Annotated in this window: 14 protein-coding genes; 11 read left to right on the top strand and 3 right to left on the bottom strand. The window is 38.5% G+C overall.

Annotated elements, in window-relative coordinates; genetic code table 11:
* Positions 1–93: 93 nt before the first annotated feature.
* Entirely contained in the window at positions 94–615 is a 522-nt protein-coding gene (locus ACQ4KW_RS17830) for a type 1 glutamine amidotransferase domain-containing protein (protein ID WP_430883790.1), read from the bottom strand.
* A 175-nt stretch (positions 616–790) separates the two neighbouring features.
* On the opposite strand from ACQ4KW_RS17830, the gene ACQ4KW_RS17825 reads away from it, so the two are divergent.
* The 4 genes from ACQ4KW_RS17825 (at position 791) to ACQ4KW_RS17810 (ending at position 4282) form a co-directional block, all read left to right on the top strand.
* The gene (locus ACQ4KW_RS17825; RefSeq protein WP_430883789.1) at positions 791–2245 is read left to right on the top strand and encodes a leucyl aminopeptidase; all 1455 of its coding nucleotides are present in this window, start codon (positions 791–793) and stop codon (positions 2243–2245) included.
* Positions 2246–2360: 115 nt separating this feature from the next.
* Complete coding sequence (gene thpR, locus ACQ4KW_RS17820) at positions 2361–2909, top strand: RNA 2',3'-cyclic phosphodiesterase (RefSeq protein ID WP_430883788.1); 549 nt, start codon at positions 2361–2363, stop codon at positions 2907–2909.
* 27 nt (positions 2910–2936) lie between these two features.
* Positions 2937–3920: an AmmeMemoRadiSam system radical SAM enzyme gene (amrS, locus tag ACQ4KW_RS17815; RefSeq protein ID WP_430883787.1), complete on the top strand. Its 984-nt coding sequence runs from the start codon at positions 2937–2939 to the stop codon at positions 3918–3920.
* A 23-nt stretch (positions 3921–3943) separates the two neighbouring features.
* A complete protein-coding gene (locus tag ACQ4KW_RS17810; protein WP_430883786.1) occupies positions 3944–4282 on the top strand; it encodes a glutaredoxin domain-containing protein in 339 nt (112 codons plus the stop codon).
* 130 nt (positions 4283–4412) lie between these two features.
* On the opposite strand, the gene ACQ4KW_RS17805 is transcribed toward ACQ4KW_RS17810, so the two are convergent.
* Complete coding sequence (locus tag ACQ4KW_RS17805) at positions 4413–5822, bottom strand: sodium-dependent transporter (protein ID WP_430883785.1); 1410 nt, start codon at positions 5820–5822, stop codon at positions 4413–4415.
* A 1033-nt stretch (positions 5823–6855) separates the two neighbouring features.
* Here ACQ4KW_RS17805 and glmS point away from each other — a divergent pair.
* From glmS to ACQ4KW_RS17785, 4 genes are all read left to right on the top strand, one after another.
* Positions 6856–8688, top strand: coding sequence for a glutamine--fructose-6-phosphate transaminase (isomerizing) (gene glmS / locus ACQ4KW_RS17800; RefSeq protein WP_430883784.1), 1833 nt, complete (start codon positions 6856–6858; stop codon positions 8686–8688).
* Positions 8689–9130: 442 nt separating this feature from the next.
* Complete coding sequence (locus ACQ4KW_RS17795) at positions 9131–10069, top strand: papain-like cysteine protease family protein (RefSeq protein WP_430883783.1); 939 nt, start codon at positions 9131–9133, stop codon at positions 10067–10069.
* 65 nt (positions 10070–10134) lie between these two features.
* Positions 10135–11025, top strand: a complete 891-nt coding sequence (locus ACQ4KW_RS17790) for a hypothetical protein (RefSeq protein WP_430883782.1) — start codon at positions 10135–10137, stop codon at positions 11023–11025.
* Between the two features lie 133 nt (positions 11026–11158).
* Positions 11159–11713 carry a ferritin-like domain-containing protein gene (locus ACQ4KW_RS17785; protein ID WP_430883781.1) on the top strand — a complete coding sequence of 185 codons (555 nt, stop codon included), beginning with the start codon at positions 11159–11161 and terminating at the stop codon, positions 11711–11713.
* 58 nt (positions 11714–11771) lie between these two features.
* Here ACQ4KW_RS17785 and ACQ4KW_RS17780 read toward each other — a convergent pair whose 3' ends face one another.
* A complete protein-coding gene (locus tag ACQ4KW_RS17780; RefSeq protein WP_430883780.1) occupies positions 11772–12077 on the bottom strand; it encodes a hypothetical protein in 306 nt (101 codons plus the stop codon).
* Positions 12078–12427: 350 nt separating this feature from the next.
* On the opposite strand from ACQ4KW_RS17780, the gene ACQ4KW_RS17775 reads away from it, so the two are divergent.
* Genes ACQ4KW_RS17775 through ACQ4KW_RS17765 form a run of 3 tightly spaced genes read left to right on the top strand, consistent with a single transcriptional unit; the run spans position 12428 to position 15923 of the window.
* On the top strand, positions 12428–13546 hold the full coding sequence (locus ACQ4KW_RS17775; protein WP_430883779.1) for a Fe(3+) ABC transporter substrate-binding protein: 1119 nt from the start codon (positions 12428–12430) through the stop codon (positions 13544–13546).
* 30 nt (positions 13547–13576) lie between these two features.
* The gene (locus tag ACQ4KW_RS17770; protein WP_430883778.1) at positions 13577–15220 is read left to right on the top strand and encodes an ABC transporter permease; all 1644 of its coding nucleotides are present in this window, start codon (positions 13577–13579) and stop codon (positions 15218–15220) included.
* Positions 15210–15923 carry an ABC transporter ATP-binding protein gene (locus ACQ4KW_RS17765; protein ID WP_430883777.1) on the top strand — a complete coding sequence of 238 codons (714 nt, stop codon included), beginning with the start codon at positions 15210–15212 and terminating at the stop codon, positions 15921–15923. The genes ACQ4KW_RS17770 and ACQ4KW_RS17765 overlap by 11 nt, the downstream gene beginning before the upstream one ends.
* Positions 15924–16055 lie beyond the last annotated feature (132 nt).

Raw genomic sequence — 16055 nt, 5'->3', positions numbered from 1 at the left:
TAATAGATTATACTCGTATAAATTGGTCCTCAGTCAAAAAGAAAATTTTACTTTAAATCTCAAGTCTGAGAGTGCAAAAATACGCATCAAAACTTATTTTTGATAGAGTTGTTTTATGTAGGCTTTCATATAGGCGGGCAAGTCTGGCGGTCTTCTGCTTGAGACAATATGTTCATCGACAACGACGGGTTCATCCACCCAGAGAGCCCCAGCATGGATCATGTCGTCTTTAATACCTGGCGTACTTGTCACGGTTCTGCCCTTCACGATGTCAGCAGATGTTAATACCCAGCCTGCATGACAAATATGCCCTATAGGCTTTCTAGCCTTATCCATGGCCTGGACAATTTCAATAACCTTGTCATAACGTCGAAGCTTGTCTGGCGCCCATCCTCCAGGAACGAGAAGACCGTCATAATGGTCAGGATCAACACCCTTTAATGCGATTGTCGCTTCTGCAGGAACACCATATTTTCCGTAATAGACCTTGTCTTTTTCCGGTGCGGCTAAATCAACAGAGGCTCCTTCTTCTCTTAGTCTAAGAATCGGATACCACAGTTCTAAATCCTCAAAGTCTTTTTCCAATAAGCATAGAATTCTGATGTCAGTGTTCATTGTTTCCCTCCTTCGTAGCACACTATAATAATGCCCATTTTTTTGAAGACAAAACGTAGAACTGACTATTTTGTCATTGTAATTAGTACAAATGTGAAATTTATATAACAACTGATTCAAAATGCGTTTAAAATGTTATAATGATTAAAGAAGTTTAATTAAGGAGGCGCAACATATGAAAGTAAATTTAAGTATGAATAATGAAAAAAGTGAAAATCGAGTGATTCTTCAGTTTGAAAATGGTGTCTTAACGGGCCAACTAAGTGAAGGCTTTTCTAAACTATTTGACGTGTATAAATCTTCAGATAGATTCGAAAAGAAAGCGGGATCAAAGTTTACGAACACTTGGCTAGATGATAACAGGTTAAAGTCTGAAGCCGTATTTGAAATGAGCACTGGTAGCCTAAAAGATGCTCATAAGGCTGGTCAATCAATTATACAATATGCCATTTCCAATAAATTTGAATCCATTGAGATTGATTTTGAAAATATAAGTGGTGCAGAGGATAAGATCCTTCTTGTAAGAAACTTTGCAACGGCTCTTACGGAATCAGGCTATAAATTTGACACCTATAAAACTGGTGATAAAAAAGATGAAAGACTAGATGTTATTGTAAACCTTGAAAATGATGTTGATGTCAAAAAAGCTTTTGAAGAAGGGGTTACCATTGGTGAAGCCACAAAAGTTGCTAAAATGATGGTCAATGAGCCTGCAAACGTGATGTTGCCTAAGCGAATGGCAGAAGAAGCTGTTAAGGCAGGCAAAACCTTTGGTTTTGATGTAAAAGTCTTAGAAGATCCAGAAATTGAAGCACTAAATATGCCGGCTTATTTAACGGTTGCCAAAGCCAGTGAAAATAGACCACGTTTAATTGTCATGGAGTATAAAGGCAATCCGGATAAGGCTGACGACGTTTTAGGTCTTGTTGGTAAGGGTCTTTCATTTGATACAGGTGGATATTCTTTAAAGCCTCCAGCAAGTATGACGAATATGAAAACGGATATGGGTGGTGCAGCAGCTGTTGTTGGTGCTATGGCCGCTATTTCAGGTCAGGGCATTAAGGTCAATGTAACAGCTGTGGTTGCGGCATGCGAAAATATGATTTCTGGTGGTGGTTACAGACTAGGTGATATTATTGATTCAAGAGGTGGTAAGTCAATATTCATTAAGAGCACAGATGCAGAAGGTCGTCTAACGCTTATTGATGCTATAGATTATATAATCAAAGATCTGAAAGTATCTCGAGTTGTTGATATTGCCACACTTACAGGTGCTCAAGTCATTGCGCTGGGCAACACTGTAACTGGTGCGGTTTCAAACAATGATGACTTCTGGTCAAAGATGGAGTCAGCTTCGAAAATTTCTGGCGAAAATGTTTGGAGAATGCCACTCACAGAAGAAATTGTTGACTCAATCAAGCATAAGGAAGCTGATATTACAAATGCTGTTCGCGAAGCAGGCATGATCACTGCAGGTGCATTCATTGGAGAGTTTGTTGACGAAACACCATGGATTCATCTTGATATTGCTGGGACAAGCTGGACGGAAAAACCATTTGGACTAACACCATATGGAGCCACTGGTGTTGGTGTTAAGAATCTGTACTTCCTAGCAAAAAGTTTTGCATAACCATTAATAAAGTAAGTGTATTAGGCGTCCTGAATTTTCGGGGCGCCTTTTTGTGTAAGCTTCATGTGAAAGCGGGTATAAAGTAATTGATAGCAAATAAAAAATGAGGTGTTCTATGAGAGTTTTTGTTGGACTTGAACTGGGAGAAGAGGCAAACGAAGCCTTAGCGACCTTCCAAAATGACTTGCGGCCATATGTGGAGAGGGGCAATTTTACACGAAAAGAAAATTTCCACTTAACATTATGGTTTATAGGAGAGACTGATAGTGCGCAGGTCAGTATGATTACCCATGCTTTAGAGGATATTGCTAGACATTTTGCCCCATTTGAGATTGAACTAGGCGACTTAAATGCATTTCAAAAGAAAAATAGAAAAATATTATGGATTGGACCTTCCAGTGGTCTCTACCATCTCGAGAAATTGTATGATGCCCTTGAAAAGGACTTTAGGCATATTGGTATTCATAAAGAACCAGAGGCGTTTACACCTCATATAACATTAGGACGCCAGCTTAGTCTGCTTGATACAGTGCAAAACCTTAGAGAGAGACATACCGTCAAGCCGGTTAAGTGTCACATTGGCTATATCACTGTTTTTGAAAGCAAAAGAGTGAAAGACTTGCTAACATATGTTCCAATAAAAAGAGTTAAACTAAATGAGTAAAACTAGATGAATAAAGGGGATGTCAGAATGTATGAAGCAAAATATTATGAACAGTTGTCTGATGGTAGGATACACTGTCTATTGTGTCCACATCAATGCATTGTTGCAGATCAAGCCTATGGCCGATGTAAGGTCAGATACAATGAGGGTGGCACTCTTATAGCAAAGTCATACGGCTTTATAACATCATCAAGTTTTGATCCGGTTGAAAAAAAACCGTTTTATCACTTCATGCCAGGACAATCAATATTTTCAGTTGGAAGCAAAGGGTGTAATTTTAAGTGTGATTTTTGTCAGAATGCAAGAATTGCTTTAGAAGAGGACGCTGAAGGGAAAGAATACACTAAGGAAGACTTGCTAGAGGTTATGTCGCAAAGAGAAGACAATGTTGGAATAGCATTTACCTATAATGAACCGATGGTTGGTTATGAGTTTATGCTAGATATGGCAAAAGCAGCTAAGGAGAAGGGCTACAAGACAGCCTGTGTTAGCAATGGATATATTATGCCTGATCCGCTGAGTGAACTCTTAAACTACATAGATGCATTCAATATTGATCTAAAAGCTTTTAATGATAGATTTTATCACCAAATCTGTAGGGGCGAAAGAGCTCCCGTAATGGAAGCCATACGAAGAATGGCAAATACCAATCATGTGGAGGTGACCACACTAATCATTGAAGGGGAAAATGATGATTTGGAAGAACTTGAAAACATGTTTAAGTGGCTAAAAGATATAAGCCCAAACATACCACTTCACTTAAGCAGATATTATCCAGGTCATAATTATACTAAGCCAGCCACTTCAATATCTAGACTTCTTGAAATTGAAACACTTGCAAAGAAACACTTGAATTTTGTATATTTAGGGAATGTACCAGATGTGGATCATAACACATACTGCCCAAAATGCGGTACAAAGGTGATCGAGAGATCAGAGGGGCAAATAAAACCCTTACTTGAAAGCAATGCATGCCATGTTTGCAAGACAAAAATACCAGTTGTACTTTAGTGATAAGTGTAAAGGAGGTTACTATGAAAGATATTATTATTTTTACGACACCCACATGTCCATACTGTTCGACGGCTAAAGAGTATCTGCAGCAAAAGGGATATAAATACATTGAAAAAGATATAACAACAGATACAGAAGCTAGAGACCTTTTAAGAAGCAGCGGTATTATGGGTGTACCAGCTTTTAACATTGGTGGAGAAATGGTTGTTGGATTTGACAAAGATAAAATTGAAGACCTCATTGACTACAATGTTATAGAATGTGAAAAATGTTATGCGAAAATGCGTCTGCCTAAAGGGGCTGGAAAGGTTAGGGTTACCTGTAAGAGCTGTGGACATCAGTTTGAAACAAGGAATTAGTCCTTTAAAGTGATACAGTTAAAAATAAGGTTAAAAAGGCTCCAGAACGATAAGTTCTGGAGCCTTTTTTTATTAAAAAATTTAATTGAAAGTTAGTGTAAAATAACTTGAGTTCTGCAAAACTATTGTTTTAAAGTTTCTTAGAAATAGCTGCAAAAGCACCGATGATGACTAGACCCATAATCATGATTGGACCTGCACCACTCTCGAAACCGCTTGCAATACCACCGTAAGCTACAAATGCGATTGTAACAGGAATTACGTATTTAACCATAGCAAACCAGAATTCGAATAGACCGAATGCGATTTTACCACCGTTTGTGATTTCTTCTTTAAGGTCTTCTTTGTTAAGTCTCCAACCAGCAAAGATACAAAGTAGCATACCGCCAATTGCAAGGAAGATCTTATCAGTAAGAAGATCAAAGATATCAAATGCACCGTAACCAAACAGTTGAGGACCAATACCGCCTAGAGATAGAGATGCTAGAACACAAAGAACAGCCATAACTGCAGATGTACCAAATACTGCTTTCTTTCTTTCGAAACCCTTTTCATCCATTAGGAAGGCAACAACAACTTCAAGAAGCGATACAGAAGATGTAAGAGCCGCAACAGTCAGTGCAACGAAGAAGAGAATTGCAAATAGGGTACCTGCGCCACCCATTTCAGCGAAAATTGTAGGAACAACCACGAATACTAGACCAGGTCCAGCAGCAGGTTCCATACCAAATGAGAACATTGCAGGGAACATTGCGATACCAGCTAGAAGTGCTACAGCTGTATCCATCGTTGTTACAATAGCAGCGTTACTCACAAGGTTTTCATCTTTGTTGAGGTAAGAACCGTATGTAATCATACATCCCATACCAAGAGATAGCGAGAAGAAGGCCTGACCAAGGGCAGCCAGAATAACTGAGCCGTTAATTTTAGAGAAGTCAGGTTTAAATAGGAATTCCATACCAGCCCATGCATTTGGAAGCATAAGACCTCTTGCAGCAATTACAATCAGGATAAGGAAAAGCAGTGGCATAAGAACTTTACCAGCTTTTTCAATACCAGAAGAAATACCACGAGCAACGATAATGATGTTAAGTGCTAGGAAGACAACCATCCATACAAGTGGTTCAACACCGCTTGTAATGAAGGCACCAAATGCATCACCGATACCAGCTGGGTTACTTAGAAGGCCACTTGCTGATTTAAAGACATAAGCAATTGCCCATCCGCCAACTACTGGGTAGAAGCCCATGATTAAGAAACCGGATAATACGCCAAGAACGCCTGTGAAAGTCCATCTCTTATCAACAGACTTGAAAGCACCTACAGCTACAAGTTGTCTTCTTCGGCCAACCGCAAATTCTGTAAGCATAACGCTAAAACCTATAAGTGCGACAAAGATCAAGTAAACAATTACGAAAGCGCCACCGCCGTTTTGACCAGCTGTAAATGGAAACTTCCAGATGTTACCGAGACCTACTGCGGAGCCTGCTGCAGCCATAATAAAGCCGAGTCGAGAACCCCAATTTTCTCTTTTCTGCATAAAATTCGTCCTCCTACAAAATGTGATAGAAAATGAAATAAAATTATAGCATACTTGTTACGTGTATGTAACAAACTTTCAGTCGATTATACCGTAAAAGTATATGGTTGTGTACAAAATATATATATTAGTTAATAAAATTTAGCTAATAAAATTTTTTTGTACTCCATATTTTTTTTATTGTAGGCACAACTATGAAAAAGCTTGTTAACTACGTTAAAGTATCCCCCCTTCAGCATAGTACTTACCCTAAATAATAATCTAAAAACTGCAAATAGTCAAAAAATTGTGTAACACTTAGCGAAAAATTGTAAAAATACGACCTAAAATATACCGAAATAGCGGAATAATGCAAGAAAAATTATTAAAATTTCACATGCGCCCATTTGTTACGAAATGGAAATAAATTTAATGACAAATATATGACAAAAATAATAAAGCTATTGAATTGGGGTATAAGTTTGCTATACTGTTATAGAGTCGATTGTAAAAAGTAGGAATATTAGAGTGTTCACTTGGAGGTGAAGAACGTTAATAAGCTGACAACTAAACGACAAGAAGCGCCAGGACTGACAAATGTCAGTTGACGAGGACAGGGTTTATCGAATTATTCGGCGGGTGCCCTGCGGTAACTCATTACCGTTAAAGTCTTGCAAAAGCATGGAGTGATCTGTGTGACAAACCGAGATGGATGAGAATTGAAAATGGGCTTAATGGAGTGCATCTCATAAGTGTATGCGCTTTTTTAGTGCAGATAAACTTATTGAATGATAGTGAAAGAAGATCACTCTTTAAGAAAATGGAGGCCATAGTGGGTCTCTTTATGTTTTTTTGAGAAGTATATGAAATAAGCTGGTGTAGATATAAGTATACGCATTGGTTTTAATTCCATGAACGAATGGAAGGCATTATTCAAAACAACAACTACATTAAAAACAAGAACTACTAATAGAACTCTCTTTAACAACGACTCAGTTAATCAACATACGTAGATGTATTAATTACAGGAAAGTACTGAAGGGAGAAATAAAATATGTGCGGTATTGTAGGTTATATAGGTAATAATCAAGCGGTTCCAGTTCTTATAAATGGTCTATCAAGACTAGAATACAGAGGCTATGACTCAGCAGGTGTTGCTGTGTATAATTCAGAGGCTCAAAATCTTGATGTTAGAAAATGTAAGGGACGGCTGAAAAACCTAGAAAATATGCTTGAAGAATCACCATTAACAGCTTCTGTAGGTATAGGTCATACACGTTGGGCGACACATGGAGAACCATCTGTGATCAATGCCCACCCTCATTTGAACCAATCTGGAGACATAGCTGTTATTCATAATGGGATCATTGAAAACTACATGAAACTGAAAGACTGGCTTATTGAAGAAGGCATTGAATTCAAGTCTGAAACAGACACAGAAGTCATTGCCCACCTTGTGGCATACTTTTATGAAGGCGATCTTCTTAAAGCTGTAAATAAAGCGGTAGAAAAGATGGAGGGCGCTTATGCCATTGGGGTCATCTGTAAGGATGAGCCAGACAAGATAGTTGCCGTACGTAAAGACAGCCCACTTATTGTCGGCATAGGCGAAGGTGAAAACTTCCTTGCTTCAGATATTCCAGCTATATTGAAGTATACAAAGAATGTTTATCTGATTGAAAATGATGAAACAGTTCTATTAACGAAAGACGATATAACAATCTTTGATGCCCTTGGCCAAAAGGTTAGCAGAGAGGTATTTGAAGTCACTTGGAGTGCTGATGCAGCTGAAAAAGAAGGCTACGAGCACTTCACAATCAAAGAAATTAACGAGCAACCAACAGGCGTTCATGCAACCCTTCACAGAAGACTGGATGCAGATGATAACATCGTTCTTGATGGCATTAAACTGACAAAAGAAGATCTTGAAAACTTCAATAAAATATACATTGTAGCGTGTGGTACAGCCTACCATGCAGGGCTTGTTGGCAAATATGCCATTGAAAAGCTAGCCAATATTCCGGTGGAAGTGGATATTGCTTCAGAGTTCAGATATAGAGATCCATTTATTGATGATAAAACTCTATTTATTGCAGTTTCCCAGTCGGGTGAAACTCTAGACACACTACAGTCATTACGTGAAGCCAAAAGACGTGGTGCCCGCATCATGAGTATTGTTAATGTTGTAGGATCATCAGTGGCACGTGATTCCCATGACGTCTTCTACACATGGGCTGGTCCAGAAATTGGTGTGGCTTCAACGAAAGCCTACACAACACAATTAACAGCCTTCTATCTAATTGCTATGTATATGGGTAGACTTAAGGGCACGGTTGATGACGCTAAGTACAATGAACTGCTTAAACACTTAAAGGATATGCCAGAAGCAATACAAACTGTGCTTGATAATTACGAAACAGTTCAACAGCTTGCAGACACTCAATTTAATAATGAAAGTGTATTCTTCATGGGACGTGGCGTGGATGTGGACATTGCCTTTGAAGCTTCATTAAAGCTAAAAGAAATTTCTTACATTAATTCATTTGCCATTGCAGCAGGTGAGCTAAAGCACGGTACAATTGCCCTTATTGAAGAAGGCACACTTGTTGTAGCCTATGCCACACAAGAGCATATATTTGATAAAATGCTATCCAATATTAAGGAAGTTAAGGCAAGAGGGGCATATGTTGTTGCTATCGCCCAGCGTGGTCATGAAGAGATAGAAAAAGTTGCAGATGAAGTCCTTTGGATTCCAAGAACTCTTGATGTACTGGCTCCTATCTTAAGCGTTGTTCCAATGCAACTATTCGCATACTACGTTTCCCTAGCACGTGGCAATGACGTTGACAAGCCACGTAACTTGGCTAAGTCTGTTACTGTTGAGTAGGGTGTAAGTGGAAAAATACGGTTGTGAAAAATAATAATAAAGATCGCTCAGATTTAATAAAGATTGGTTTTTGAGAATAAAGACTGATTACTAAAATTCCAACAAATGAATGGACCCCATCGTAGCGCAAGTTAAGATGGTTCGTCCATTCATTTTTTTATACAAAAAGTGGCTTACTCGACTAACATCCTCCCTCGGTTCGCCAGCGAAAAATGTGTTAGGGTAAATCTTAGACTTTCTCAGACTGGTGGTGTCATTTCATTTTTCAGTAATCGTAGTAATGAAGTTCTTCTGTATTAAATGAGATCATTCATGTGGTTATAAGTGCTTTATGTGTAATTATATGTATAATTAGGTATGTTGTGTGTTACACTTACTCTCAGGAATCATGCACCACATTATTTTGGCACAAGCATTTAAGGACACAATGAAAGAGGACAAAATGAAAAAGACACTTGCTTTAATTTTAGTAATGACAATGCTTATTCCGGGAATTACACCGGCATCATTTGCAGGAAATAATTCCAAACTAACTGACTTTATTAATAACGATTTACCAACTCTAATTAAATCACTAGAAAGTGTAAATGGATCAAGCACCTCAATGTTATCGAGTTCATATCATCTATCAACACCTGAGTATTCTTACTCTTCTGATGGATATGAGATTATTGAATATCCACTTTACCAGAATGGTATACTTACAGGTATCTATAGCATAATAGTTGATAATGGGCAGTATTATAGTAATTTATCAACGGATGTGGAATCATATGATTTTGCGATAAAGACATCTGGCAAAGTATCTACGGCACATATTATTGATGTTCAAGAACAACCAGCGTACGGATTAATGTCATTATTTAGAGGTGCTTCACTATCCAGAAGTAATGGAACAAAATTGAGTGTACCTATTCAGCGACAAGGTTCATATGGTTACTGTTGGGCATGTTGCATAACTTCAATGATCTATTACATAGATGGCATTTCAAAATCGCCTGGTCAAATTTGTGATGATATGGGAGTCGAATACAAAAATGGAGCAAATGGCGGTGCAAACCTTATAAAAGCAGAAGCTGCTTTTCAGAAATATGGATTTACAACTCAAATGGGTGGAGTAATGACTGAATCACAGATCGTTAAAGTCATAGATAACGATCTTCCAGTATTCACTCAATGGTTCTCTTCTTCACCTAGAAATGGTCACTCAATGGTTTTAGCGGGATATAGATATTCATCAAGTGGTTTTGGTATGACACTAATGGATCCCAATCGAGGCTTTATTGCATGTAGATATAGAGGAAAACGATCAAAAATCACATACAGAGAAGATGGTGAAACAAAAGTCTTTAAGTGGGAAGGATCACTTATCGTACAGTAAGCGACAGTAAATATAAGATTGTATATGCTTGTGCCATAATAGACTATATAACTAGGAGCTTTTAAATGAAAAAAAAGAAAGTATTAATAGCGCTGTTGTCTGTTTCACTTTTAATAGTATTATCAGTAACTATATTCATTCAAAAAAATAATGATTTTTGTGAAATTGAAGTTACCAAACTAGGCAATGGTGGAATTGATTTTAATTATTTTATAGAGACGGATGAAGATGTAATAAATGTTATAGATACATTAATTGAAAAATACACTATTCTGTTTGATAGTTATGATTTGTTTGAAATACCAACTGGTAATAATTTCACCTTAATAAGTAGAGTATCTAACGATGTTGTAAAGAATATTCAAGTATTTGACAACACAATTTCTGTTGTTGAGTATAAGGATGGATTGGTATATAACGAGTTTACAGCGAATGGCACTGAAGAGGATTTACTAAAACTTCAAGAAATCATAGACTCCACTTCAATGAAGAAATCATATGATAAGTCACGTATTCCTGAGTTTCAAAATAACGCTGCAACAATAGGTTTTTTCACATATGGAGAGGATAAAATATTAGATTCAAATGTAATTGTGAAAGATGAAAGTAATCTTTTAACACTAAATAATCTAATTTCTGATATGAAAACTAAAGAGTATTTTAAGTTTAGTCAAAACACGTCTGAAAATATTGAGATTGTTAATACTGAGCTAAAGATCAACTTTGAAAGACCCTATGCATCAAATATTCAAGGCGGATTAATGATTGCGCATAATAATGGTGCATTAGCATTCATTTCTCATAGATATGAGGGAGAAATGAATCGAGTTGTGGTATATCCTAACTATATTGAAATTACAACAGGAAATACAGATTCTGAAGAAGTTACCGAATATTATACTCTTGATACGAACTTAAAATCCGAGATCATATCTATATTAGACTCACTTAAATAGCAAAAGGATAGATAGAAGCCTTTTATAAACCAATAACTTAAACCAACCTTAAACATACACCCAATTGTCATATGACTGTCACAAATCTCCATTACTATATACACATAAACAGGAAACGAAAGGAGATTTTAAAATGAATAAGATGATTCAAAGAATGATGGGACTAAGTCTAGCGGTAATGTTGGTTATGAGTACAGTGACGTTTGCAGATGGCGCTGATTACGGTTCTGCTGGAGCGGCTGAAAAAGGCGAATACACCAATGAATATTCCATTGAAGAAATGCTGATTTACGCCTTGCAGGATGAATACGCCGCAAGAGCAGAATATAATGCTATTCAGAATGTATTTGGAGAACAGCGTCCATTTTCAAATATTGAAAAATCAGAAGAACGTCATATAGAGTGGCTCCTACCTCTGTTTGAAGAATATAGGGTTGAACTTATCGAGGACACAGCGGTAGACCATCTGCTTATTCCCGAGACGCTCGCAGAAGCATTTACAGTAGGTGTTCAGGCTGAAATAGCTAATATAGCAATGTACGATAAATTTTTAGATCAGGAACTACCAGACGATATACGAAGTGTATTTGAAAGTCTAAAATCAGCATCAGAAAATCACCTAAAGGCATTTGAACGGGGAGCTGAAAGAAGTGGTGGGCCTAGAAACGGCGGTCGTTCTAGGAATTGATCAACCTACAAAATATCATTCAAGCCCACATCAGTTCACATATAGAAACGGGACCGAGTCACTGACTCAGTCCCGTTTTTTTATCCCCATAAAAAGCTTGTCTGTCCCTAAGTGTCTCTATCTGCCCACTATTAAGTAAACCGTATAAGAAATCCGGCTCAAAATAGTAAGTATTCTTCACAAGGTTCACCCGTGCAAGCTTATGGTAAATCAGGTGGTTCAGGAAGTAGTTTTTTTCAACATTTCGCTGTATCTGCTTAAATTTATTTTGGTAGTAATGGGGCATAGCACTTAAATCCACCTTGGCATTTGTGAAGTCAATCAGGCTATAACCTCCAGATTTCCACGTCTCAAATTGCTTCATGAAAATTTTTCTGGGAATCATACGCACTAAAATACACCTCCAAGATTATTTAAACGAGTTACATGTATTTTTTTAGGCCTGTAAAATGAACTGGATAAGGCTATTATAATGGGCAAATTTTAAAAAAATATGAATAGACCAGTCTTTTTTAAAACAAAGTTTGAACGAGCTTTAATGTAGAAATTTGACTAAAATATTGCGGGAATAAAATTGTATTGACATGATAATAAATATCAATTAAAATACATTATGTTGCTGATAACGACAATCGTTATCAATGACAAGGAGTTTGACATTCAAAATAACGTCAAATACTTAAACCATTTACATAGTTGAGGTGGAGGAAAAACATGAAGAAGTTCATTACTTTATTAATGGCAATGATTATGGCAATGGCTGTGCTTGCCGGGTGTGCGGCACCAGCTGAAGAGGCGCCTGCAGAAAACACGGCAGGAGAAACAGCGGTTGAAGACAAGGTTGAAGAAAATAAAGAAGAAACATCAGAACCCGTTGAGGCTGGTGTTGTTAACCTATACACAGATCGTCACTATGACACAGACGCTGAGCTTTACAAGCAGTTTACTGAAGAAACTGGCATTGAAGTTAACGTCATCAAGGGTAAAGGTGATGAACTTATTGAACGTATGAAGCGTGAAGATGCTGATACAGAAGCCGACCTTCTAATCACAGCTGATGCAGGTCGTCTGTTCAGAGCTAAAGATGCAGGTCTACTTCAAACGGTTGAAAGTGACCTTGTTGATGCAAACGTACCAGAAAATCTAAGAGACAAAGACAGCACTTGGATTGGTCTAACAATGCGTGGTCGTGTGATCGTTTACGCAAAAGACAGAGTGACACCAGACATGCTATCAACATATGAAGACCTAACAGATCCAAAGTGGGAAGGAAAAATCCTAGTGCGTTCTTCATCAAACATCTATAACCAGTCCCTTCTAGCATCATTCATTGAAGTTTCTGGTGAAGAAGAGGCAAAAGCTTGGGCAGAAGGCCTTGTTAAGAACATGGCGCGTGAACCTCAAGGCAATGACAGAGCACAGGCAACAGCTGTTGTAGCAGGTGAAGGTGACTTAGCCATCATGAACACATACTACATCGGTAAAATGCTAAACTCTGACAACCCAGAAGAAGTGAATGTTGCACAGAATGTTGGCGTATTCTTCCCTAACCAAGAAACAACGGGAACACACGTTAATGTAAGTGGTGCTGGTCTTGCTAAGCACTCTAAGAATAAAGAAAATGCAGTGAAGCTGATTGAATTCCTAACGTCAGAAAAAGCTCAAGGCGAGTTTTCAAGCGCAAATTATGAGTATCCTGTAAACCCAAATGTAGAAGCATCAGAACTTCTTAAGTCATGGGGCGAATTCAAGACACAAGACATTAACCTTTCAGTTCTAGGTGAAAACAACCTAAGAGCCGTTGAAATCTTTAACGAAGTAAACTGGCAATAAGACAAGTCCTATAGGGCAATAGGGGTCAAAATGAATAGAAAAGCAGATATATGGTCGAAGCTGGCAAATGCCAGCATCGGCCTGCTTTTGCTTCCGATTGTGGTGATTGTCTACCAACTCTTATTCGGCGGTGGAAGTGAAAACTGGGAACATATTAAAGAGTATATGCTCAACAAGTACATGCTCAACACAGTATTAATTGTGACGTTTACAGCACTGGCAACGGCCATTATTGGAATGAGTCTGGCTTGGCTTGTCACGGTGTTTGAATTTCCTTTTAGGAACATATTGAAGTGGGGACTTATGCTGCCCCTGGCTATACCTGCCTATATTGGTTCTTACACCTACCATGGTCTACTCACATACACAGGTGTGATTCAAACATTTTTACGAAATGAAATGAATATAAGCGTCAATCAAAAGTTTTTTAACATCATGCACCTGCCGGGTGTGGTCTTTATATTCACAATTTTTCTGTATCCATATGTGTATACAGTGACAAGGTCTTTTTTATCAAGACATACAAGCTCTCTTATAGAAAGTGCCCGTGTGCTTGGTCATAGGCCAGCAAAGTTATTTTTTACAGTTATAGCACCACTGGCTAGGGGAGCCGTTGTTGGCGGTGCCAGCCTAGTGGTTATGGAAGTTTTAAATGACTACGGTGTCGTCAAGTATTACGGGGTGCCAGCCTTTAGCACAGCGATTTTCAAAGCCTGGTTTTCCATGGGTGATTTAAGTGCAGCTATAAGGCTATCAGCAATTTTAATGGTCTTTGTCTTTACGACACTGGCTGGTGAAAAAATTGTTCGTGGTCGACGAAAGTATAGCATGACAACAACAAAGCAAAGAAGCATGGTGCGCATTCCACTGAAGGGTTGGCAAAAAATTCTTGCGAGTGGATATGGACTCTTTATTTTCATGCTTGGCTTTATTATTCCCCTGGCACAGCTTGTCCACTGGTCGTATTTGTCAAGGGACAGACTCTTTTCCACCGAGCTGGTAGAACTGATTAGAAACACACTTTTTGTGTCTATTGTATCTACCGCCATTATTCTTGTGGTTGCGGTTATTGTGGCCAACCATAATAGGCTGTCCACATCGAGACTGACAAGACTACACTCAGGGGCTGTTTCACTTGGCTATTCCATTCCGGGCGCCGTCATTTCTGTGGGGGTTATCATCCTTTTTGTTGGTCTAGACAGGTTCTTGACACCGGTGTATAGGGACTGGTTCCACCTGAACAAGACCCTGGTCCTCAGCACCAGCATAGCCATGCTTCTCTTTGCCTATGTGCTTAGATTTTTAGCTATAGGTTATAACAATGTGGATTCCGGCTTTAATAAAATCGGTCGAAAGTATCATGAAGCCTCAAGAATGCTTGGAATGAATAGTGTAGAAACCTTCTTTAAAGTGGATCTGCCTATGATTCATTCAGCCCTAATTGGTGGCTTTGTCATGGTCTTTATAGACATGCTCAAAGAACTGCCTTTAACGCTTATTCTAAGACCTTTCAACTTCGATACCCTAGCGACAAAGGCCTTTGAATATGCCAACGATGAAATGATTCATGAAGCGGCTGTGCCGTCGATTTTCATTATATTTATCAGTTTACTACTTATATTTATACTTCAGCGGTACCAGTCTAGAACGAGGGGGCAAAGTCGTGTATCTTAAAATGAACGGAATCGATTTCAAATACAGAGGTTCTGATGAGTTGATATTAAACCAAGTGGCCTTTGGGATGGAACAAGGACATATTTTGGCCATTGTTGGCGAGAGTGGGTCAGGTAAGAGCACAACACTTCGTGTTCTTGCTGGTCTGGAAACGCCCCTTTCGGGTGAAATTTCAGTGGGGGGCAAAGACTTTTATTCTGGTAAAACCAACCTCCTGCCTGAAGAAAGAGGTCTGGGCATGGTTTTTCAGGACTACGCCTTATTCCCCCACTTAACTGTGGAAAAAAATATTATGTTTGGTCTTGAAAAAATGCGTCGGCAAGAGAAGAAAAAAAGAGTGGATGAAATGCTTGCCCTTGTTGATTTAAAGGGTCTTGGAAAGAGATACCCCCATGAACTCAGTGGTGGTCAGCAGCAGCGTGTGGCTCTGGCAAGAGCCCTAGCACCTGAGCCAAAACTCTTACTCATGGATGAACCTTTTAGCAACTTAGACGCCCACCTTCATGACAAGATTCGTGATGAACTGGAAAGCATCTTAAGAAGAGCGGGTATAACCACAATTTTTGTAACCCACAATAAAAAGGATGCCCTAGAGAGCGCAGACCAAGTTGTGGTTATGGAAAAAGGTGTGGTCATTGACCACGGATGTCCAAAAGAGGTTTTCGCAAGAGAGACGGAGTCAAAGTCAGTCTACGCACTTTAGACGCATTTTGCATTATCCCACTAGTAAAATGTGGTCCGTTTGGAATATGGAGTTATACAAAAAAGTTTTAGGGAAGTGGATCATGCTTTCTTAAAACTTTTTTTACTGGAATCAATTATTTACTGGAGTCCA

Source organism: Tianxiuia mixotrophica (assembly GCF_050596425.1).
GTDB lineage: Bacteria > Bacillota > Clostridia > Peptostreptococcales > Acidaminobacteraceae.
Note: the sequence above shows the minus strand (reverse complement) of the source record. Positions and strands in the feature narration are given on the sequence as shown.